We start from the raw sequence: 22,277 nt of genomic DNA, 5'->3' as shown, positions 1-22,277 counted from the left end.
AGGGAAAGCTCACCGATCGGCCGCCTCGGTGAACGACACCTCCGCACCCCTCAGTGCCGGCGCCCCCGCCGATGTCACCCATGAGGGAACGTCCCCCGGTGATATTCCTGTCGCCTGGCCGTAAATCACGGCCAACGTGTCACGCTCGAAATCCGAACCCTCGTAGCTCGCCGGAGCGGCCCGACCGGCACTGATGTCGGCGCCGGGAAGAATCGAGTACTGCGGCGCCGGAAGCTCCGGAACATTCTGCGGCCCCGGGTTTCTCGACGGTACCTGGTAGGACCCATCGTTGGCGGAACCACCCGGGTACTGCGGGAAGAACTCCCCTGCCGCGGTATCGGCCGGCGTGTAGCAGCGAGGACCACGATCGTCGAACAACCGCGGCTCGTCCTGATTGGGCAGGTATCGTCCCCTCGGATTGACGACGGGCATGTGCACGTTGATTCCTTGGTATTCGTCTCCGACGCCGATGACGTCCTGCGCACGCTCGACGATGGGAACGAACTGGCTGAACGTACAACCGAATGACGGCGAGTACTGAGCCAGCAGTTCCAATGCCTCTCGTGAATCGGCAGAGATCCGAATCAGGTTGTTCGCGTTGACTTCCAGGAAGTCCGCCGTCGACGCACCCGTCGCAGTCAGCGAGGAGATCAACGTATCGACCGCAGGACGCTGCTCGACCAACGTGTTGCCCGTGACCGTCAGATTGTCCAACGCGTCGATCAGCTGCGGACCGGCATCGGCGTACGTCTGCGAGAAGTCGGCAAGACCGCGCAGGTCTGCCTGAATGTTCGGCAACTCAGTGTTCAGACCTCTGAAGATGTTCTCCAGCCGATCGATCGTCAGCCCGAGTTCCTGTCCACGACCGGACAGGCCCTGCGCCAACGCGCCGAGCGTGCTCGCCAAATCCTGCGGCGGGATCGCCTCGAGCAACGGCAGCAGGTTGTCCAGCAGCTGACCGACCTCGATCGCGCTGCCGCTGGTGTCCTGCCGAAGCACGGTGCCGTTCGTGATCGGCGACGCAGTGTCGTTCTCGGGAATCATCAGTGCCACATAGCGTTCACCGAACAGAGTCTTCGGCAACAACCGAGCGGTGGCGTTCGACGGAATCAGCTCCGCCTTGTCCGGATCGATGGCCAGCTTCGCGGTGACGACACCATCGACCGAGGATGCCGACCTGACCTCGCCCACGATCAGACCACGAACCTTCACATCGGCGTTCGACGGCAACGCATTGCCGACGGAATCGGTCACCAGATCGACACCGACGACCTCGTCGAAAGTCTTCATGTACGAGGTGACAGACCATCCCACGAACACGATGATCATCGCGAACAGCATCAAGCCGAGCAACCTTCGCTTCACCGCGGACGGTGAGTGGATCACAGGGTGCCGCTCGGGAGCAAAGCTCGCTCGAATTCGGACACGACGAATGAAGCGAACGAGGGGGGATCGATCATGGACCGAACTTTAATGTAACCGTGGGTAACGCACTGAATTGGAAGTCGGTAATCTACGTCACATATTGCCGCTCAAGAGACCGACGACACCATACTCCTGGAACGGACAGAGCTCAAATGCTCCCGGTCGGCGTATTCGGGCGCATCTCGTCGGGCGGCACGAAGGGCAATTCAACGGCTGTGTCCGCTGCGACGGCGGTCGATGGGGCAGCTTCTGCCTTCACTTCTCCCAGATGGAGGGTGTCGAGTGCACGCGGGACAATCCACAGTGCGAGCGCGCCGAACAGAACGAGTATGTTCCCCCACTGCAACACCATCGCAGCGCTGTCGAAATCGAGGATGCGGTCCAGCGCTTGAATGTTCATGACGAATCCATGCACCACCACGAGCACCCAAAGGCGACGGTATTTGCAGTACACCCACACCGCCGCAGCGCCCCACAGTGCCGCCCACACGAACCCGCCACCGCCGAAGTACAGATACAGCGATCCGCGCATCGCGCCGGCAAGGATCATGATCCACCCGATAGGTATCCGTCCGACCAGAAGTAGAACCGGTAGCGCGGCCAGCAGCGGTTCTTCTCGCAGACCGGCCGACACGGCGGAAACGGCCGCCAACGCGGGAGACTCGACCACGGCCGGAATCGACAGATCGAATCGTGCCATCCCGAGCCGGTCGAGCATCAGGGCACATGCCGAGGATGCAGCAATGGCCGCGCACCACGCTATAGCCGCATCTGCTGCGCTCCCACTGCGGCGGGGTAGGACCGTCACCAGAACGCGTCGGCGCAGGAACAACACCGTGAGGATCGCCACGACGCCTATTGCGAACTGAAGAGTCAACACAACGAGGTCCGCGACCTGATCAGCCCTTGTGAGCTCAGAAGTGGGGGCATCCGGATGCCCCAACCTCCAGAACGATCCCAGAATGCTGATCGAAAACAGGCCCAGCCACGCGCACACGAGCGCAAGCACGAGCACACTGGTCCCGAGCCTGCTGGGTCGATAGGACAGGTCTGATCGACCCCATATGCGGGTTTCGTTCGACACCCGACCACCTCGTTCGCTCTTCACCACAACCGAAATCTGTCTACCACGGCTGCCGACCGAACGTTGTACCCAGAAAAACATGATGCCGAATTCGCCCGCGTGCTCATCTATTCCGCACCTACACTGACCCGACAACGGAGGCTTCGATTCAACGCAGGACGCAGGCCAGAGAGGCGCCCAACAGTGGAGACAGTCGACAAGCCGAAGTCACTCCGCACGACAGCAGCCATTGCAGTGGCTGTGATCGTCTGTTACATCACAGTGCTGATTGCGTACGCGATGGCGCATTCGAGCGAACCGACAGACCAACGTGACCCGGATCCCGATGGCGCCCTCGTCTACCTCGACGTGAGTTCGGTCGCGGGAGCGGATTTTTCGATCGGTGCACGAGTGTCCGTGTATCCCGGGCGCAATCTGGTGGACGACAACGGATTCCTTGCGACCGACGTAGTCGTCGACGTCACCCCGATAGCCACCGACGATCGACTGGCGTTTTCGGCGGGAAGCGCCGTGGGACCGATTGCCGCAACAATCTATGCCGATGGCGACGTCCGGACATGGCCCTTCGACCGATACATTGCCGATTCTGTGATCGTGCGGGTGTTCGCTCAGACCACGGATGGTCCGGTGTCGATTCCCGCCGACGTCGTCGTCACCAACTCTCTGACCGGGTGGGACGTCGATGCAGGACCGTCCGATACCCGCAGCGGTGATGCGTTCGACATCTCCGTGAACCGGACCACCGTGTCGAAGATCTACGACCTTGCAATCTGTCTCGTCCTGGTGGCACTTCCGGCGTGCGCCCTCTTCGTCTCCGTCTCCACGGTGCGCAGTCGGAAGAAGTTTCAACCACCGATGGTCACATGGTTTGCCGTGATGTTGTTTGCCGTTCTTCCGATCAGAAATCTGTTGCCCGACGCACCACCGGTCGGTTCGTGGGTGGACTACTCGGTGATCCTCTGGGTCGTGCTGGGCCTGGTCACCGCGATGATTCTGTACATCCGAAGCTGGTGGCGCGACGCACCGTAACCGTCCGTGGCGCTCCCGCTCGGAACTATTTCGCACAGAATTCTCCCGCAAGACTTGACTTGTTCAAGAAAAGGGTGTGATATTCCACTCATGCCACCGACGACGGAACACTCGGAGATGCTGCGCGCAGCCTCACTTCGCGTCACCCGTCCGCGATTGACTGTTCTCGACGCAGTGCTTGCCAACCCACATGTCGACACCGAAACCGTGTATCGCACCGTGCGCGACACCCTCCCGGTTGTGTCGAGGCAGGCGGTGTACGACGTGCTTGCGGCATTGACCACGGCCGGACTGCTTCGGCGAATCCAGCCGTCCGGTTCGGTAGCCCGCTACGAGTCACGAGTGGGCGACAACCACCATCACCTCGTGTGCCGATCGTGCGGCGCCATCGAGGACGTCGATTGCGCTGTCGGCGAGGCACCGTGTCTCACCGCGTCGCAACCGCACGGCTACACCATCGACGAGGCCGAGGTCGTCTACTGGGGCACATGCCCCCGATGCTCGGTCCCCCAATAGTTCGCGACTTCAGGTCGTGATCAGTCCGATCCGCCAGCCCCGGAAGGAATCTCGTGTCCGAAGACCACACCACTCGCGAAAAAGAAATGAACGAGGATCAGCCCCAGGACGGGGGCAAGTGTCCCGTTGCACACAATTCCATGCCCTTCCCAGCAGAGGGCGGCAGCAACCGTGACTGGTGGCCGAAGAGTCTCAACCTACGGATTCTGAAGAAGAATCCGGCCGTCGGGAATCCGATGGAGGACGACTTCGACTACGCGGCCGAGTTCAACACCCTCGACCTTGCAGCCGTGAAGGCCGACATCGAAGCCCTCATGACCGACTCGCAGCCATGGTGGCCAGCCGACTTCGGGCACTACGGCCCGTTCTTCATTCGCATGGCGTGGCACTCCGCAGGCACCTACCGGATCCAGGACGGACGCGGCGGCGCCGGCGCGGGCATGCAGCGCTTCGCGCCCCTGAACAGCTGGCCCGACAACGCGAGCCTGGACAAGGCACGCCGTTTGATCTGGCCGATCAAGCAGAAGTACGGCAAGAAGCTGTCCTGGGCCGACCTGATCATTCTGACCGGCAATGTAGCGATCGAGTCGATGGGGCTGCCCACCTACGGTTTCGCCGGCGGACGAGTCGACGTCTGGGAGCCCGAAGAAGACGTGTACTGGGGCCCCGAACAGACGTGGCTCGGTGACGAGCGCTACACCGGCGACCGTGACCTCGAGAACCCTCTTGCTGCAGTCCAGATGGGACTGATCTACGTCAACCCAGAAGGGCCCAACGGTCAACCGGACCCGGCCCGGTCGGCCATCGACATCCGCGACACATTCGGCAAGATGGCGATGAACGACATCGAAACCGCGGCTCTCGCGATCGGCGGCCACACCTTCGGAAAGGTGCACGGCGCAGCAGATCCCGAGCCACACATCGGACCGGAGCCCGAGGGCGCGCCGCTCGAGCAGATGGGTCTCGGCTGGAAGAACAGCTACGGCACCGGCGTCGGCGCCGACGCGATCACCAGCGGCCTGGAAGGCACCTGGACGCCCACTCCGACCAAGTGGGACAACACCTTCCTCGAAACCCTCTACGGCTACGAGTGGGAGGTTCACAAGGGACCAGGCGGGGCGTGGCAGTGGCGACCGACCGGTGGAGCAGCGACGGATCTCGTTCCGGACCCGGCGGACCCGAACAAGCGTCACGCACCGATGATGCTGACCAGCGACATGGCGATGCGCGTCGATCCCATCTACGAGCAGATCACTCGTCGCTGGCTCGATCACCCGGAAGAGCTCGCCGAAGAGTTCTCGAAGGCCTGGTTCAAGCTGACCCACCGTGACCTCGGACCCGTTTCGCGGTACCTCGGTCCAGAGGTTCCTTCCGAGACCTTGATCTGGCAGGACCCGATTCCTGCCGTCGATCACGACCTCGTCGGAGACGCGGAGATCGCCGATCTCAAGTCGAAGCTCCTCGAGTCGGAACTGACGAGCGCACAGCTGATCTCGACCGCGTGGGCGTCGGCGTCGTCATTCCGTGGCAGCGACAAGCGCGGTGGCGCAAACGGCGGACGTATTCGCCTACAGCCGCAGGCAGGTTGGGAAGTCAACGAACCTGACACACTCGCGCAGTCGATCCGCGTGCTGGAGGGAATTCAGGAATCGTTCAACTCCGCTGGCGGAGCGAAGATTTCGTTCGCCGATCTCGTCGTACTCGGCGGGGTCGCAGCTGTCGAGCAGGCGGCCAAGCAGGCCGGCCTCGACATCGCGGTGCCGTTCACTCCCGGCCGCACCGATGCGACGCAGGATCAGACCGATGTGGAATCGTTCGCGGCGCTCGAGCCGAACGCCGACGGATTCCGCAACTACATCGGAAAGGGCCAACAGCTGCCTGCCGAGTACGCACTGGTCGACAGGGCGAACCTCCTCACCCTCAGCGCACCGGAACTGACCGTGCTCGTCGGCGGACTTCGCGTCCTCGGGGCCAACTTCAACCAGTCGGCGCACGGCGTTCTGACCGCGAATCCAGGTGCGCTGACGAACGACTTCTTCGTCAACCTGCTCGACATGGGCACCGAATGGGCGCCCACCGCCGAGGAGGGCATCTACGAGGGTAAGGATGCCGCAACAGGAGAAGTCAAGTGGTCCGGCACCCGAAACGATCTCGTGTTCGGCTCGAACTCCGAGTTGCGTGCTCTGGCTGAGGTGTACGCGTGCGATGACGCCAAGGAGAAGTTCGTCAAGGACTTCGTCGCGGCGTGGGACAAGGTCATGATGCTCGATCGCTTCGATCTCGCCTGATCCACCTACCACTGCGGCGCCGCGCGAGTTCTCCTCGCGCGGCGCCGCGGTCGTGCAGCAGGTCAGATGGACGTCCGATCCACCATCTCCACTGCGACGCGCTCACCGGTCTCGAGTGACTTCACACCTGCCGCGCATACGGCAGCAGCTGCGTACCCGTCCCACGCGCCTGGGCCGTCGATGTAGTTTCCCGTCTCCCCGCCTACCTTGACTGCGTCCACCCAGCGCTGGATCTCGGTATCGTAGGCCTGCCCGAACCGCTCCTTGAACGACGGTGCGATGGTGCCACCCCATACACCTGGCGCGCTCTTGCGGACCAACCCGACATCGAGTCCGATCATGGCGCTGCCGAGTTCACCGACGACTTCGGTACGCACCTCGTACGCGACCCCGGTGGTGACGAACACCTCGGCATCGACGTGGCGTCCGGACTCGGTGGCGAAGAGCGCGACCTGCGGATCCTGCAGTCCCGCAGGCGCGTGAGCATTCGCCGAAGGCTTGATGATCTGTACCGAGGTGATTTCCTCGTCGAGCAGAAAACGCGTGACGTCCACCTCGTGCACGAGGGAATCCTTGACGATCATTGCGCTGTCGAAGTTCGGGGGTACTGCCGGGTTCCGATGTGCACAGTGAACAACCAACGCCCGACCGATGTCACCGGAATCGATGAGTTGTTTGAGTTCGGCGTACTCGGCGTCGAACCGGCGCATGAATCCGACCTGAATGAGCTTTTTGCCCAGTTCGGCCTCTGCCTTCACCACGGCGAGGGACGTCTCGACGTCCGTGGTCAGCGGCTTCTCGCACATGACGGGCTTGCCGTGCTCGAGACACGCAAGCAGCTGCTTCTCATGCGTCGGGCCGGGAGTGGCCAGCAGCACAGCGTCGACCTCGGGGTCGGCGATCGCCTCCAGCGGATCTGCAACTGCGCGGCATCCGGGGATCGACGCGGCGAGGTGCTCGGCACTGTCGACTACGTAGTCATTGACGACCGCGACGCGTGCGCCGGCAATCTTGGAGGTGATGCGCGCGACGTGGTCAGCACCCATCATCCCTACGCCCAGTACGGCGATACGCAATTCGTTCGGCATGTCGGCCCTTTCGATCGGGTGGCCACTCACAGGGTGAACAGGTTCAGGAGAAGGTGACGGAGGGAATCCCCCTGACCGAAGCCGAAACCGATTTTCGACGCATCTGGGTCAGGGCTCATCGAGGACCGCATTTACAGGTCAACTCCCTCCGAGAAGCTGAGCGCTGAGCAACTCTCTGACCAGTCTCTACTCCTTGTGATGGAGGGGCTGCAGGCTTCGGGCAGAGGGAAGCCGAGATCCACCGCGAAGCGGACAACGAACAACTGACGGTCCCGGCGCGCCCGTCCGACACCTACCGAACGACGTCGAAGACCTGCTTCTGCACACCGTTCCCGTACGTCTCGTGCTCCACGAGAACCAATTTCGTCGTGTCCTTGTCGGCCTCGCTGAACAGCCGGTTTCCGGCTCCGAGCAGCAGCGGGAAAGTCAGCAAGTGGTAGCGGTCGACGAGGCCCGCGTCGGCGAGACTGTGTCCGAGCGTTGCACTCCCATGCACTGCGATAGGGCCGCCCTCGGTCTGCTTGAGAGCCGCGACCTCGTGGAGTGAGCGCAGAATCGTTGCCGGCCATCGGGAGTCCTCGCCCTCGAGCGTCGTCGATACCACATACCGAGGCATCGCGTTGTACCCAGCGAAGTCGTCCATGGTCGGCCAGATCGGCGCGAACGCCTCGTACGATGTCCTGCCCAGCAGCAGCGCTGTTGTCTCCTCCTGCTCACGACCTTTGATCTCGTAGGCTGCTGCATCGAACTCGACATCTTTGAATGTCCACCCGGAGTTGCGGTAGCCCACCTCGCCACCCGGACCTTCCATAACTCCGTCCAAGGACATGAATGCAGTCACGATCAGAGTGCGCACGGGGAATTCTCCAAAAGCTCTAGGTCGACAGCGGCAAAGGCGAATATTACGGCGTCGATCACATCCAGACTCGACGAACTGAGATGCAGGTCACGCACCACCTCGGGGTTTGGCGAATTTACCGACGGGTAACAAAATCTGGAGTGCCTTGACTCGAGTACAGGCACTGACGACGACCCATTCGACCGAAGGAGCGCACGATGACCACATCAACACTGCTCGCACAGTTGCGGGCCGTACTTCAGCTGACCAATACCGAAATACAGATCGCCGAGACGCGCGTCGCGCAGGCACGAACCGAAGCCGTTCGGGCGGAGCTGACGCAGAATGCGTCCAATGGCCGTGCTCGTGCAGACGCCATCGAATCGACCCTCCGCGACCTCGGCGGCTTGCCTGACGTAGTCGGACCACTTGTCGGCCGAACCCTGGCGCTGTTCAAGACCCTCGCCGAGCAGGCCCAACCGTTCGATGAAGCACTACTCGGAGATCTAGCACTCGAGCAGCAGCTTCTCGGCAGATCCAAGTACATCAAGGCCCTTGCCACGGCAGCGAAGGAACCTGCCGCGGTTACCCTTGCCGACCGGCTGATCAAGGCGCACAGTGCGACAGTCGAGTGGCTCGAGACAGTGCTCGCCGAGGATGCGCTCGGTGGTCCCGCAGCATTGCGCCGGACCCCGTTGCAGGCTGCGGCCGGCGGTGCCGTGAAGATCGTCAACGCGCCCGCCAGCTGGTCCGCGCGCGGACTCGACCGTGCGCTCGATGCAGCACGCTCGACCCCGAACCGTCTCGGTGAGCTGCTCGGCCGCGGCGCACATGCAAGCGACATTGCGGCACGGACGCTGGCCGCCAGCCGCGACGCAGCACTCGAAGCTGCCGAGGAGGTCACCCGGGAGGAGGGTGTCGACGGCGTCGCCGACGCCATTCACTCCGCCCGCGCTGCCGGTGGCATTCTCGAGGTCGACGAACTGCCGATCGCGGACTACGACGCACTCAACGTGTCCGAGTCGGTCTCAGCGATCAAGAACCTTACCGATTCGAGCGACATCAGGACGATCGTGGCGTTCGAGGAAGCACACGAGAACCGCCATGGCGTCGTCTCTGCTGCGCAGACGCGACTTGCGTCCATTGCGCAGGACGTCATTTCGGTCGACTGATTCTAAGCTTTCCGATCCGGCCCACATCGTCGATGTGGGCCGGATCGCTCGAATCACCCATCTCGAATCTCACATCTCGAATCACTTATGTGGTCACGATGTGCGCGCTGCTAGTACCTTTTTCAACCCGCTCGGTCCGACACCTCGGTCCAGTGCGATCAGCAGGACTGCGCAGCCGATGCCCGACAATACGAGCGCAACGCAGAAGAGTGCGGTGAATCCGAACATGTCACCCACGATTCCGGCGGCGAGTCCGGCGATCCCCTGAGCGAACACCACTGCGCACGCGACAAGCGTGTAGTCGCTTCCAGCGAAGCGCTTGTCGGCTGCATCCATCATCAGCGCGAAAATTGCCACGGTTGCGGCACCGCCGAGAACATGCTCGGCAATACTTGCGGTCACCACCAACGGAAAGCCGCCGATACCCAACGACGCGACTACGTACAGGCCGAGGCTGAGGGTCTGCGTCACCCCACCGACCAGCAGGGCGTGTCGCCGTCCGAAGCGGTACGACAGCCACGCGCCGAGACCGGCACCGACGAGGGCAGCCACCGACGACAGCGCGCCATCGACGAGAGCGATCTGGCCCAGGGTGAGACCGCTGTCGGACATGAACGGCCCGACCAGTGCGGAGCCCATCGAGTTGCCGAATTTGAAGCCTGCGATCAACAGGATGAACGCCACCATGCCTGGTCGACGCAGTCGTGACCACCACGTGATCGGAAGACGGGTCGCCGATTTCTCGGCCGTGCGATCCTGCGTTCCGGTCTCGATGTCGGCGGCATCGAGTTGCGCACGCAGCCGCCACACCGGGATGGTTGTGAGAATCAGCAACGCCGCCATCGCGATGAACAACGCGCGCCACCCGGCAAAGCTGAACAGCCACAACAACAGTCCCCCACCGCACACCATGCCGATCCGATACGCGCCGACCTGAATTCCGTTGCCGACTCCCCGTTGCTTCGCGTTCAGGAGACGCACCGCAATTCCGTCGGTTGCGACGTCTTGCGTGGCAGACAACAGATTGACGACAAAGACGCCCACGAAAAGCCATCGAAGTGTCGTGGACAGGTCCAGCATCGACAACCCGAGTGCGACGCCGGCGGACGCACACTGCAAGGACAACAGCCACCGTCGTCGGGTTCCGTATCGGTCCACGTAGGGTGCCCACAGGAACTTCAGAGCCCATGGCAGGAAGAGCACGCCCGTCGCGCTGATCTTCACCAGCGAGTAGCCCGACTCCCGCAAGACGACAGGGAGAGCTCCGGTGAAGAATCCGTAGGGAATCCCTTGTGCGAGATACAACGCGCTGAGCAGTGTGAAAGTACCGACCGTGAAGGTGTTCGGTCGCAACGCCTTCGTCATGCCGGATATCGTGTCAGAGCGGGGACCGAAACGCTCGCTCACGGGTTGTCGACACCGACAACCTTCGCTTCTTCGATCGGCTGCCGCAGAATGGTTCGCAACTTGGACGGTTCGACCCGTCGGGGATCGCTCAGATAGATTTCGTGATGGCGCCCGGTCATCGTCGCGCCCGCTGCCGGAATGAACTCGTGATGCAGGCGGTGCAGCACTTCGGCCTCGTCGTCGTACGAACCGATGTGCAAGGTCTGCACACACCGCCCTTCGTGAAGGACCTCCATTCGCAGATCGACGTGAACACTGGTGTGCCGCTTCGCCATCGACTCCGCTACTGCTGTGTCGAACATGTCCTGCTCGATCCAGTCGGGCACCATGTTCAAGAGAGTCCAATTCCACTGCGATTTGTCTCGCTCAGTGGTGAATACATCCATGTTCGACGCAGACCACAGCGCCTCGAGGGGCATGACTACATAGTCTCGGCCGAGTTCGTTCTTGCTGAGGAATTTGAGTGCATATGCAACTGGATAGACGGCAGCAATCGCATCGGCGTAGCTCTGCGCGGTGTTCGGATCACCTCGTCCGTCGACCATCATGTATCGGAGCGGCGGAACATCGACAAAGTCGAATGTGCCACGCTTGGCTGTGTAGCACGCAAGTGTCTTCTTGAAATCGGTCTTCATCGGCCACCCTTGCTATTCATCGACAACCCCATGCTCCCGAACCGGCCTCGCCGACGACTGTGGTGAAGACGTTAGTGGCGAGACGATTCACTCGCAATGCTCGCGTGGCTGAGCCAACTGGCCGAATGCACGTTGGTCAGCGACGAGCACGCTGAGCGTCGATGCCGTCGAGCGCACACTCGAGCGTGTACGCGTAGTGATCGCTCCGGCTGAAGCCTGCGATCATCTCTACCATCGCATCGAGTCCGCGCCCACGTTCCCCCGCCGGAGGCAGACCGTACAGCATTGCACCGTGTCCGGCATTCGTCGTGCGACGGGCATCACCGAGGGCGATTTGGGACACACACACGGTGAACACGACTGCATAGGCGCGCGCAGCGTCGTCACCGAATCCAGCGTCCAGCAACACCGTCACGGCCGCATCGACAACGGGCGCTATCGCATCAGTGACGGGTCCGTGTAGAAGCGTCCATTGCGCGACGCCAGGATGCGATTCGAAAGCCTCACGGAGACTGGTGAACAATTCAGTCAACCAGGACCGCCACGAAAGATCGGGCGACGGAACGGAAATCGATCCGGCAACCCGATCGACCACCGCAGCAGACAAGGCCTGCCGATCACCGATGTGGTGCGCAAGCACCGACAGCGAAGTATCGAGCGATGCAGCGAGCGTCCGCGTCGTCCACGCCTCGAGACCATGCTGCCGAGTGAGTGCGACTGCAGCGTCGACGATCGTCCGCGAAGTCATACCGGTCCTATAGGCGCGCTTGCCGCCCGAACGTACGTCTTTACCGTCCACCATGCCGCTGGTACCTTTCACGCGTAATAGATCACTGATCCAATCATAGACGGGTACGCATGACTCCCCCGCAATGTCGTTGTCCACGTTTCTCCGCCCGGTCCGGGCGCGCCTCGCGAGCGGTGCTGCACTGGCAGCGGTTTCGGGTGGGTTGGCCGTCGTTCCGTTTATCGCTGTCGCCGAGGTAGGGCGCGCATTGCTCACCGGACGAGACAAAGATGTGTGGACGTGGGTGGCAATCGGCATTGCCGGCGCACTCGGACGCATCGCGTTCTACGGGATCGCCACTGTGCTGTGTCACTACGCGGATGCGGACTTTCGTGCGCTGACCCGGAAGTCGATTGTGGCAGTGTTGGCGGCGGCCCCTCTGGGCTGGTTCGCAGAGTCGGGGTCTCCCGAAATCGAGAAGGCCGTATCCGACGACGTCAAGCGAATGCACGTCATCGTCGCGCACTCGTTTGGGGAGTTGGCGGGAACGATCGTCACGCCGATCATGGCGTCGGCGTACCTCGTCGTCATGGATTGGCGAATGGCAACTCTTGTGATCGGCTACGTGGTCGTGACGTTCTTCGCAGTCCTTCCCCCGATGCAGGCCTCGTTCAGAAAGCACATGGACGCCTACAACTGCGCCCTGGCCGGGGTTTCGCGGACGACGGTCGAATTGGTCGACGGTATCGAGGTGGTCAAGGCGTACGGGCCAGAGACTGCCATGTTCACCCGCTTCACCCGCTCAGTCGACAGCCTCACAGAGATCTGCCGTACGTGGATGAAGGGAACCGGCATCCCGGTGACTGTCCTGAACCTGCTGTATTCGCCTGCAGTACTGATGGTCTGGATCGTTACTACCGGCTCCGTCCTGGTAGGCATCGGCACTCTTCCTGCCGTCGATCTGCTGCCGTTCCTCGCCGTCGGAGTGGGCCTGCCCGGCCCGTTCATGAACCTCACTCAGATCGTCGGGGCAATCAGCAGCGCCGCGGTCGCGGCAGCACACCTCGGCACAGTGCTGGCCACAGAACCGCTTCCGCGCCCGACACGACCGCGCCGTCCTGCCGACGGATCGGTGGAGTTCGACCACGTGTCGTTCTCCTACGACGGCCGGCGCAGCGCCCTCGACCGTATCGACCTGGTGTTGAAGCCCGGCACAATCACCGCACTCGTCGGACCGTCCGGATCGGGGAAGACGACCGTCGCACGGCTGGTGCCCCGGCTCTGGGACGTCACTGGCGGCGAGGTCCGGGTGGGCGGCGTCGACGTGCGCGACATCGACGAAACCGAACTTCTGTCGACGGTCGCGATGGTCTTTCAGGACGCGCAGGTGATGCGCGCCACCGTGCGCGACAATATCGCGTTGTCCCGGCCGACGGCGGAGGACGGCGATGTAATTGCTGCTGCGAGGGCAGCTTTCATCCATGACAGGATCGTCGCCTTGTCCGACGGGTACGACACGATGCTGGGCACAACGGCTTCAGGTTTGTCCGGCGGAGAACTTCAGCGCATCACGATCGCTCGTGCGGTGCTGCAGGATGCGCCGATCCTCGTCCTCGACGAAGCCACCGCGCACGCAGACCCGCACAGCGAAGCCGAAATCCAACGTGCACTATCAGCGTTGGCCCGCGGACGGACCGTATTGGTCATCGCGCACCGCCTCAACACCATTCGAGGCGCCGACACCATCGTGGTCCTCGAATCCGGGCGCATCGTCGAGCGCGGCACACATAGCGAACTACTCGCTCACGATGGCCGGTACGCGAAGATGTGGGACTCGGCGGGCGCAGCATGATCGGACGGACCGACGCGTTGTTGGAGGAGCCCAGCGGGCTGAGGCAGCTGGTGTTCGGATACGCGGTCGCGGGCGTATCGCAGGGACTGGTGTTCGGGACGCTGATTCCCATTCTGCGAGCTCTGCTCGATGGAACGGTACCGTGGAATTGGCTCGTGGTGGCCGCTTTGGGAGCGGCCGTGTCGGGCATTTCGTTGGTGACGACGTCGAACGTCGGTTATTACGTCGGAATCGAAGCGGTAACCGACGCGTTGATGCGCCGCGTGTCGTCGCATGTGGCGACGTTGCCGCTCGGATGGTTCACCAGCGCTCGCGCAGGGCAGCTTTCCTCGATCATGTCGACGTCGCTGCAGAACCTCATGAACGTGCCCTCGGTGTTCCTCCAGCAGATGACGGTGGCTGTGACGACACCTGCCACCGTCGTCGTACTGATTGCGTTCGTCGACTGGCGCATCTCAGCTGCGTTGTTGATCCCTGTTCCGTTGCTGTACTACTACTTTCGCGCGATCAAGAAGGTCTCCGGGCCCGAACACGACCGCGAGGAACGCGTCAACGCCGACGCGTCGGAGAAGGTACTCGAGTTCGCTCGACTTCAACCGATCCTGAGAGCGTCGGGCACGCTCGTCGGGGGTTGGGGCGAGCTGAACGACGCGATCGATGCAAGCCGTGAGTCCACTCGCCGCAGCCTCGATCGGCAGAACGCACCGCTCGCCCGCTACGCGGCGACAGTCGTCCTGACGCTGGCTCTCGGTCTCGTGTGCGTGGCATACCTTTCGATGGGCGGTGCGCTGCAACCCACAGACGCCGTCGTGATCATGTTGTTCGCGGTGCGTTTTGTCGAACCCCTGTCACTCGTGGGGGCATACGCGTCCGGACTGCAGCTTGCCGACACGGCGCTCGACAGCGTCGAGGCCGTACTCGACGCGCCCGCACTGCCCGAGCCGGCACATCCCCGTACGCCAGCGGACGGTTCGGTCGAATTCGACCACGTTGCGTTCGGGTATGCCCCGGACCGGCCGGTAGTGCACGACATATCGTTCCGATGTGCGCCCGGCACGGTCACGGCTTTGATCGGCCCATCCGGGTCCGGCAAGTCGACACTGACTCGGCTGATCGCACGGTTCTGGGATGTCGACGCCGGGTCCGTGCGGATCGGTGGCGTCGACGTTCGCGAGATGTCGACGACCTCGATCATGAACATGACTGCCATGGTTTTTCAGAATGTCTACCTGTTCGACGACACGGTGCTCGAAAACGTGCGCCTGGGGAAGCCCGATGCGACGGACGAGCAGATCCATACCGTGGCCCGCGCAGCCAGACTGGATTCGGTGATAGATGCACTTCCCGATGGGTGGGACACACGGGTCGGAGAAGGAGGATCGCTTTTGTCGGGCGGGCAGCGACAGCGGGTGTCCATCGCGCGAGCATTGCTGAAGGATGCGCCGATCGTCCTCTTGGACGAGGCCACCGCGGCGCTGGACGGTGAGAACGAAGCGGCGATCACTGCGGCTGTCGCTGAACTCGCTGTCGGCAGGACAGTCATCGTCATCGCGCATCGACTGTCCACCGTCCGAGGCGCCGATCAGATCGTCGTCCTCGATGGCGGTGGCGTCGAAAATATCGGTACACACGACCAGTTGATCGGCCGTAACGGCATCTATTCAGACTTTTTCCGAGACCGCAGCGACGCGGCCGGATGGACTTTCGGCCAGGAGATCCCCAGATGAACAAGACAGTTCGCATATCGATGACAACGCTTGTAGTTGCGATGGTCGCTGCAGGGTGTTCGAGCTCGGTCGACGGAGGCGTCGGCGAGGAGGCGCAGACGCGGACAGTCACACACGACTACGGAATCACCGAGGTACCCACTGACGCGCAGCGGATCGTCGCCACCGACGAGACGGCCGCCATGGCGCTCTTGGCCGTCGGTGTCGTACCCGACGTGGTGTTCACCGGCTTCGGCTCACCTATCGGCGACGCCCTACTGGCCGAAGCCGGTTCGAAGGTGATCGATGTACCGCCCGTCGGAGCGCCACCCACGGAGGACGTGCTGAGCGTCAGTCCCGATCTGGTGGTGGGCAGCAACTACGGTGACGACACCCTCTACCGGGCCATCTCGGATACGGTGGCCACCGTTCCCATGCCGTATCTCGCACCGTGGCAGCAATCGCTGGCCTTCGTCGCTGAGATGTTCGACCGTCACGACGAGGCCATCCGGCTCGAGTCGGTCTTGAACGCGCAGATTGATTCTCTGCGCGCGAAGGTAGAAGACAGGCCGATGTCGCTTTCGGTGCTGATGTACGCATCAGACATACTCGCGATCGCCACCGCGTCGGCGCCCTCGTCCGTTCTCGCCGAGTCGGTCGGGCTCGATGCACCCGAAATGCAAAAGGCTGATCCGACCGAATCAACGATAGGCCCGTGGACCGCGCTGTCGCCCGAGCATCTGGCCAGCCAAGATGCCGACGTCATCGCGGTCTTGGACGAAGGTGTGTACTCCGCAGACACCGTCCGATCGACCGGTGGTTTCGGCGAGGTGCTCGGCGCTAGGGCCCTCGATGTCAACGGAGACATGTGGACGGCCGAACATCCATTTGCAACGTACTGGCTCCTCGAAGACCTCGATGCGATCGTGGCAGGGAGATTGGGCGACATCGGCTCCGAGGCGACGGCGCAGACGCGCTACGCCAATTTCACTTCCGAGATCGCATAAGGCGCATTAACGTTGGAGGAGGGTGTACACACCACGTTTCACCACAATGGCAGCCGCTCGTCCCAGCGCCGATAGCAACCTCACCGCACCTTCACCACCGACCTCAACAGACAGATCGGAACGACGTTGACCGACTTCGGCACGCTGATCGTGGGGGCCGGGATCGCCGGGCTGACGGCCGCAAGAATTCTCACCGACGCAGGGCGGCATGTTGTCGTCCTGGAAGCCCGCGACCGGATCGGCGGGCGGGTCTGGACATCACGCTCCGACGGTGAAGTCCTCGACTACGGCGCCTCCTGGATTCACGGAGTCGACGGCAACCCTCTTGCCGATGCAGTCGAGGCCTACGGCATGCGCACCGTCGAGTTCACCGTCGGCAGCTATCAACCCGACGGTCGCGCAATTGCGTACTACTCCCCTAGCGGCACGCGACTCAGCGACGAGGCCGCCGAGCGATTCGCCTCGGACGTTCACTTCTTCGACGCTCGACTGGCGACGACCATCGCCGCATCGGAGCCGATGACATCCTTCGGCAGTGCCGTGGAAACCACGCTCGGCGAGCTGGACTGGGACGAAGAACGTTCCGCGAGGGTCCGCGAGTTCCTGCAGCACCGATCCGAGGAGCAATTGGGCGTCTGGCTCGACGATCTCGACGCGCACGGGCTCGACGACGATGCCATCGAGGGCGACGAGGTCGTATTTCCCGATGGCTACGACGAGCTCGCCACGCACCTCGCAGACGGGCTCGACCTGCGTCGGCGGCACGTAGTAACCCGTGTGCGGTGGGCTCCGACCGGCATCGTCGCGGAAACGGATCGCGGTGAATTCTCAGCCGACAGGGTTGTCGTCACGGTCCCGATCGGGGTATTGAAGTCGCCGGAGTTCGTGATCGATCCGCCGCTGCCCCAACGATTGACGCGAGCCTTGGATCGGCTCGAGATGAACGCATTCGAGAAAGTCTTCTTGCGATTCCCCGAGAAGTTCTGGGACCAGGACGTCTATGCCATTCGACAGCAGGGTGAGGCCGGTCGATGGTGGCACTCGTGGTACGACGTGAGCGCGGTGCACGGTTCTCCGACACTGTTGACGTTCGCAGCGGGTCCATGTGCTCGAGATACCCGTCACTGGTCGGACGCGCGTATCGGAGATTCCGTCCTCGACGCGCTGCGGAGACTGTACGGAGACCGTGTATTACAGCCCGATCGAATACACGTCACGCGTTGGCAGGACGATCCGTTCTCGCATGGCTCCTATTCCTACATGACGGTCGGATCGATACCCGAGGATCACGACAACTTGTCCACGCCGATAGGGGATGTAATGTACCTGGCCGGCGAAGCAACATGGACCGACGATCCAGCCACCGTGACTGCGGCCTTCAAATCAGGGCACCGGGCCGCAGAACGGATCCTCGGACGTACAGTACCGTTCGAGGACATCTGGATCAGACGAACAGCGGGGGCTGGGGAGAAATGAAGATTCGCAGGGTTCACACGTCGAACGGCGTCGTCGCCGAATTTCAGTCGAAGCAGGACTCGACCTGGCAACCGTTGAGCGACACCAGCGCTCTCGGGGGCACTCCATTCAGCGACGCGTGGCTGACCTCGGTCGACAACAGGCACCGGCAGCGTTCCCCTGACGCCCTTCCGTTCCATCCCGTCTCGTTTCGGGATTTCCTGCTGTACGAACAACACAACATCGACGCGAGCCGAGGGCTGGTTCGACGCTTTCATCCAGCTCAGTTTCGGGCAACTGCTGTGGTCGAACGATTGACACGGCGGCCATTCCCGATGTTCAAGCCTTCACCACTCTTCTACCAGCAGCCTGTCTACTACATGTCCAACCATCTCACTCTTGTTCCGAGCGGCACTTCGATCGAAATCCCCTCTTACTCAGCAGCATTGGACTACGAGCTGGAGATCGGCTTCGTGCTGTCCGCGCCGCTTCGCAATGCCACACCCGAAGAGGCGACGTCAGCGATCGGATCCTTCGTTCTGTTGAACGACTTCAGTGCGCGAGATGTCCAGCGCCGAGAGATGGCATCAGGATTCGGACCACAGAAGTCCAAGCACTTCATGTCGTCGATGTCGACGACGGCAGTCACCGCCGACGACGTCCTTCCCCGCATCGACTCGTTGACCGGAACGGTATCGATCAACGGCAATACTGTCAGCCGAGTCAGCAGCGCTGGAATGAAGTGGAGCCTCGGCGAAGTGCTTGCTCACGCATCCCGTGACGAACAGCTTCTCCCCGGCGAACTGTTCGGAACGGGAACACTCCCCGGCGGCAGCGGCATGGAAACCGGAAACTGGCTGGCACCCGGAGACACATTGACACTGTCCCTGGACGACATCGGAGTGGTCGAACACACCATCGTGGACTCCTGAACGCGTAAGTCGCGGACTCGCGGAACATCCGTCGCCGTCGTGATCGCCGCTGTTCGAAACCGCGTTTCGAGATCCGGTCGGGAGGTAGGATCACCTGGTCGACGCTACCGTGACTGGCAGCCGCCGCCCAACTTTCCGTGCACGAAAGGGACCGGGCCGATGAGGATTTCACCTGACAGTCTGTTGCGTCGAAGTGCCACCGCGGCACTCACTGCCGTCCTCGCCTCTGTTTTCGTTGCCTGCGGATCGGCCGGTAACGAAAACGGCAGCACAGAGACCAACAGCGCCGAGCCCCAGGCGCCCACCCAGAGTTCCGACTCCGTGGATGTCGACAAGATCACCGACATCGTGACGAACCAACTCGCCGCACTCGATCTCAGCGCCGCCGTGTTCGGGGTGTGGCAAGGCGACGAACAATTGGTTCTCGGCGCAGTCGGCGAGTCGCCGATCGGCGTACCCGCTACGCCGAACATGCAACTTCGCGTCGGACAGCCAATGGAGCCGATGCTGTCGACTGTCCTCCTACAACTCGGCGACGACGGAACACTGAGCCTCGACGAACCGATTGCCAGGTGGGTTCCCGATTTTCCACGCGCCGACCAAATCACGCCGCGGATGCTGGCCAACAGCACCAGCGGCATCTCGGACTATGTAACAAATCCCGATTTCCTGAAAGCCTTCTACGCGAACCCGATCGAGGGATTCACGGCGCAAGAGATCTTCGACCTGGCCAATTCTCGCCCGCCGCTGTTCGAACCGGGCACCAGCTTCGGCTACTCCCACAGCGATCTATGCCTACTCGGTGTGGTGCTCGAAAGGGCGTCGGGTGAACCGCTGGGCGAGCTGTTGAAGAAGCGAGTCTTCACCCCGCTCGGAATGAGCGAGAGCAACCTGATGCTGACTCCCCAGATGGCCGATCCTGCCCTGCATGGCTACACCAACGAGCGTGGCGTATTCGAAGACTCGACCTTCTGGAATCCCACCGCATTTCTCAACAGTGGAAACATGAACTCCACGGTTTCCGATGTCGGGCGCTGGGTTCGCGCACTCGGAACCGGTGAACTACTGCCCGACAGTGTGTTTCAAGAGATGATGGCGCCCGAGACAGCCGGTCTCGGCCCACTGACCGCCGAACGATTCTTCGCTTTCGGAACTGCTCACCTCGGCAGCTGGTTGTTCATGAACCCGTCCTTCGGTGGCTACAACGGAGTCGCCTTGTACGACACGGAATCGAAAACCACGATCGTCATCTACGCAACCCTCGGACCGACTTCGAACGCGGACACCAACAACACGGTTCCGATCGCCAGCGCTATCGGCGCACTCCTGTTGCCGGACAATCCGCCGAAGCTGTCCTGAGCGGCACGTCGCGACAGAGTAGCCCTTGGCGAAAACCGCGACCCACCATCGGCATCGATTACGACTTTTCGGACATTCAAGGCGATACGCTGGTGACACGCCGAGCACGAGGAGGCCCCTATGTCGCAGCTCAGCGACGAGGAGGAGTCAGGTCGCCGAGCCGACCCGAACGAATTCGACGAAGTCGACCAGCGATCGGCTGGGGAACGTGACCACGAGGTCAAGTCAGGGCGGCGTACACGGCAATGGGTCGGACTCGCTGCAGGACTGCTGCTGGCGGTACTCGTGTATGCGGTCATGCCCGACGATGTGGACCACACTGCGCGGCTGACTGCCGCGACCGCTGTACTCATGGGTATCTGGTGGATGACCGAGGCAGTACCGATCCCTGCGACAGCCCTGTTGCCACTCATCATCTTTCCCGTCCTCGATGGCGACGTCGACATCAACGATGTGGGCGCTTCATACGGCAACAACATCATCTTCTTGTTCATGGGCGGCTTTCTGCTGGCTCTGGCAATGCAACGGTGGAACCTGCACCGTCGGATAGCCCTTCTCACCGTCAACGCCATGGGTACGAAGCCGACAATGGTGATCGCAGGGTTCATGATCGCAACCGGCTTCTTGTCGATGTGGGTGTCGAACACAGCCACCGCAGTCATGATGATCCCGATCGGTGTCTCGGTTCTGGTATTGGTACTCGATATCGGGAAGAAGGCGGGCGCGGTTCCCGGTGCTGATGCTGATGCTGATGCTGATGCTGATGCTGATGCCACGATCACGGAGGCGGTGATCAAGAGCAACTTCGGTACCGCGATGATGCTCGGTATTGCCTACGCGGCGTCGATCGGATCGCTGGGGACGATCATCGGCACTCCTCCGAATACTCTGCTGGTGGGTTACCTCGAGGGCCAGGGCATCACGATCGGATTTCTCGAATGGATGATCGCGGGTGTGCCACTCGCGGTGGTCCTGCTGTTCATAGCCTGGTTCTTGCTCACCCATGTCTTGTTCAAACCCGAGATCGATGACATTCCGGGCGGCAAGCAGCTCATCAAGGGCGAACTGGATGCCCTGGGAAAGATGTCGCAGGGTGAGATCCGAGTGGCAATCGTCTTCTGTCTCGCTGCCGCATCGTGGGTCGCGGTTCCACTGATCTTCGACGCGCCGCCGATCTCCGACACCGGGATCGCAATGACGGCAGCGCTTCTCCTGTTCCTGCTACCCAGCGGAGGAAAAAAGGGGGTTCGTCTGATCGATTGGGAGACGGCGGTCAAACTGCCCTGGGGTGTCCTGCTGCTGTTCGGTGGAGGACTTGCACTGTCGGCGCAATTCCAATCCAGCGGCTTGACCGACTGGATCGGGACCATCGCGGCGGGTCTGGATACCATTCCTGTGGTCTTGCTGATCGTCGTGGCAACCACGGCAATCATCTTTCTGACCGAGATCACGAGCAATACAGCGACGGCGGCAACGTTCCTGCCCGTGGCCGGCGGGGTCGCGATGGGCATGGATATCGATCTATTGGTTCTGACCATTCCGGTTGCGCTGGCGGCTACGTGTGCGTTCATGCTGCCGGTGGCAACGCCACCCAACGCGGTCTCGTACGCCAGCGGGTACATCACCATCGGCCAGATGATGCGGGGTGGGTTGTGGCTCAACCTTATTTCCATAGCCTTGATCACGCTGGCGGCCTACACCGTGTTCGCATGGTCGTTGGGCATCGAGTACTGACCCCGGATTCCTGAGCCGCCGAG

At 62.1% G+C, this 22,277-nt stretch carries 18 protein-coding genes; 11 read left to right on the top strand and 7 right to left on the bottom strand.

Annotation, left to right across the window (positions count from 1 at the left end; all coding sequences use genetic code 11):
• Positions 1–9: 9 nt before the first annotated feature.
• Both WDS16_RS08845 and WDS16_RS08840 read right to left on the bottom strand, forming a co-directional pair.
• The gene (locus WDS16_RS08845) at positions 10–1,386 is read right to left on the bottom strand and encodes an MCE family protein (protein WP_338892081.1); all 1,377 of its coding nucleotides are present in this window, start codon (positions 1,384–1,386) and stop codon (positions 10–12) included.
• 187 nt (positions 1,387–1,573) lie between these two features.
• Positions 1,574–2,509 (bottom strand): CPBP family intramembrane glutamic endopeptidase, encoded by a 936-nt coding sequence (locus WDS16_RS08840; RefSeq protein WP_338892079.1) that lies wholly within the window; start codon positions 2,507–2,509, stop codon positions 1,574–1,576.
• Positions 2,510–2,692: 183 nt separating this feature from the next.
• Here WDS16_RS08840 and WDS16_RS08835 point away from each other — a divergent pair, with 183 nt between their 5' ends.
• From WDS16_RS08835 to katG, 3 genes are all read left to right on the top strand, one after another.
• Positions 2,693–3,538, top strand: coding sequence for a DUF4436 family protein (locus WDS16_RS08835; protein WP_338892077.1), 846 nt, complete (start codon positions 2,693–2,695; stop codon positions 3,536–3,538).
• A 90-nt stretch (positions 3,539–3,628) separates the two neighbouring features.
• Entirely contained in the window at positions 3,629–4,054 is a 426-nt protein-coding gene (locus tag WDS16_RS08830) for a Fur family transcriptional regulator (RefSeq protein ID WP_338892075.1), read from the top strand.
• A 53-nt stretch (positions 4,055–4,107) separates the two neighbouring features.
• Positions 4,108–6,342 (top strand): catalase/peroxidase HPI, encoded by a 2,235-nt coding sequence (katG, locus tag WDS16_RS08825; RefSeq protein ID WP_422395768.1) that lies wholly within the window; start codon positions 4,108–4,110, stop codon positions 6,340–6,342.
• Positions 6,343–6,404: 62 nt separating this feature from the next.
• On the opposite strand, the gene WDS16_RS08820 is transcribed toward katG, so the two are convergent.
• A complete protein-coding gene (locus WDS16_RS08820) occupies positions 6,405–7,430 on the bottom strand; it encodes a Gfo/Idh/MocA family oxidoreductase (RefSeq protein WP_338892073.1) in 1,026 nt (341 codons plus the stop codon).
• Positions 7,431–7,722: 292 nt separating this feature from the next.
• Positions 7,723–8,286: a dihydrofolate reductase family protein gene (locus WDS16_RS08815; RefSeq protein WP_338892072.1), complete on the bottom strand. Its 564-nt coding sequence runs from the start codon at positions 8,284–8,286 to the stop codon at positions 7,723–7,725.
• 200 nt (positions 8,287–8,486) lie between these two features.
• On the opposite strand from WDS16_RS08815, the gene WDS16_RS08810 reads away from it, so the two are divergent.
• Positions 8,487–9,440 (top strand): ferritin-like domain-containing protein, encoded by a 954-nt coding sequence (locus WDS16_RS08810; protein ID WP_338892071.1) that lies wholly within the window; start codon positions 8,487–8,489, stop codon positions 9,438–9,440.
• A 93-nt stretch (positions 9,441–9,533) separates the two neighbouring features.
• Here WDS16_RS08810 and WDS16_RS08805 read toward each other — a convergent pair whose 3' ends face one another.
• The 3 genes from WDS16_RS08805 to WDS16_RS08795 all read right to left on the bottom strand — a co-directional run bounded on the left by WDS16_RS08805 (position 9,534) and on the right by WDS16_RS08795 (position 12,284).
• A complete protein-coding gene (locus WDS16_RS08805; protein WP_338892070.1) occupies positions 9,534–10,805 on the bottom strand; it encodes an MFS transporter in 1,272 nt (423 codons plus the stop codon).
• Between the two features lie 38 nt (positions 10,806–10,843).
• On the bottom strand, positions 10,844–11,482 hold the full coding sequence (locus WDS16_RS08800) for a GyrI-like domain-containing protein (protein WP_338892069.1): 639 nt from the start codon (positions 11,480–11,482) through the stop codon (positions 10,844–10,846).
• A gap of 136 nt (positions 11,483–11,618) precedes the next feature.
• Positions 11,619–12,284, bottom strand: coding sequence for a TetR/AcrR family transcriptional regulator (locus WDS16_RS08795; protein WP_338892067.1), 666 nt, complete (start codon positions 12,282–12,284; stop codon positions 11,619–11,621).
• 70 nt (positions 12,285–12,354) lie between these two features.
• Between WDS16_RS08795 and WDS16_RS08790 the strand changes: the two genes are divergently transcribed.
• The 7 genes from WDS16_RS08790 to WDS16_RS08760 all read left to right on the top strand — a co-directional run bounded on the left by WDS16_RS08790 (position 12,355) and on the right by WDS16_RS08760 (position 22,254).
• Positions 12,355–14,061, top strand: a complete 1,707-nt coding sequence (locus WDS16_RS08790) for an ABC transporter ATP-binding protein (RefSeq protein ID WP_338892065.1) — start codon at positions 12,355–12,357, stop codon at positions 14,059–14,061.
• Positions 14,058–15,788 carry an ABC transporter ATP-binding protein gene (locus WDS16_RS08785; protein ID WP_338892064.1) on the top strand — a complete coding sequence of 577 codons (1,731 nt, stop codon included), beginning with the start codon at positions 14,058–14,060 and terminating at the stop codon, positions 15,786–15,788. Before WDS16_RS08790 ends, WDS16_RS08785 begins: the two co-directional genes overlap by 4 nt.
• Complete coding sequence (locus tag WDS16_RS08780; protein WP_338892062.1) at positions 15,785–16,774, top strand: ABC transporter substrate-binding protein; 990 nt, start codon at positions 15,785–15,787, stop codon at positions 16,772–16,774. Before WDS16_RS08785 ends, WDS16_RS08780 begins: the two co-directional genes overlap by 4 nt.
• 126 nt (positions 16,775–16,900) lie before the next feature.
• Complete coding sequence (locus WDS16_RS08775) at positions 16,901–18,250, top strand: NAD(P)/FAD-dependent oxidoreductase (RefSeq protein ID WP_338892060.1); 1,350 nt, start codon at positions 16,901–16,903, stop codon at positions 18,248–18,250.
• A complete protein-coding gene (locus tag WDS16_RS08770) occupies positions 18,247–19,161 on the top strand; it encodes a fumarylacetoacetate hydrolase family protein (RefSeq protein WP_338892058.1) in 915 nt (304 codons plus the stop codon). The genes WDS16_RS08775 and WDS16_RS08770 overlap by 4 nt, the downstream gene beginning before the upstream one ends.
• A 159-nt stretch (positions 19,162–19,320) precedes the next feature.
• The gene (locus WDS16_RS08765) at positions 19,321–20,520 is read left to right on the top strand and encodes a serine hydrolase domain-containing protein (protein WP_338892057.1); all 1,200 of its coding nucleotides are present in this window, start codon (positions 19,321–19,323) and stop codon (positions 20,518–20,520) included.
• A 120-nt stretch (positions 20,521–20,640) separates the two neighbouring features.
• A complete protein-coding gene (locus WDS16_RS08760; protein ID WP_338892056.1) occupies positions 20,641–22,254 on the top strand; it encodes a DASS family sodium-coupled anion symporter in 1,614 nt (537 codons plus the stop codon).
• Positions 22,255–22,277: the final 23 nt, after the last annotated feature.

The sequence above is a fragment of the Rhodococcus sovatensis genome, assembly GCF_037327425.1.
Classification (GTDB): Bacteria; Actinomycetota; Actinomycetes; order Mycobacteriales; family Mycobacteriaceae; genus Rhodococcoides; species Rhodococcoides sovatense.
The sequence above is the reverse complement of the archived record's forward strand: the minus strand, read 5'-3'. Positions and strand labels throughout refer to the sequence as shown.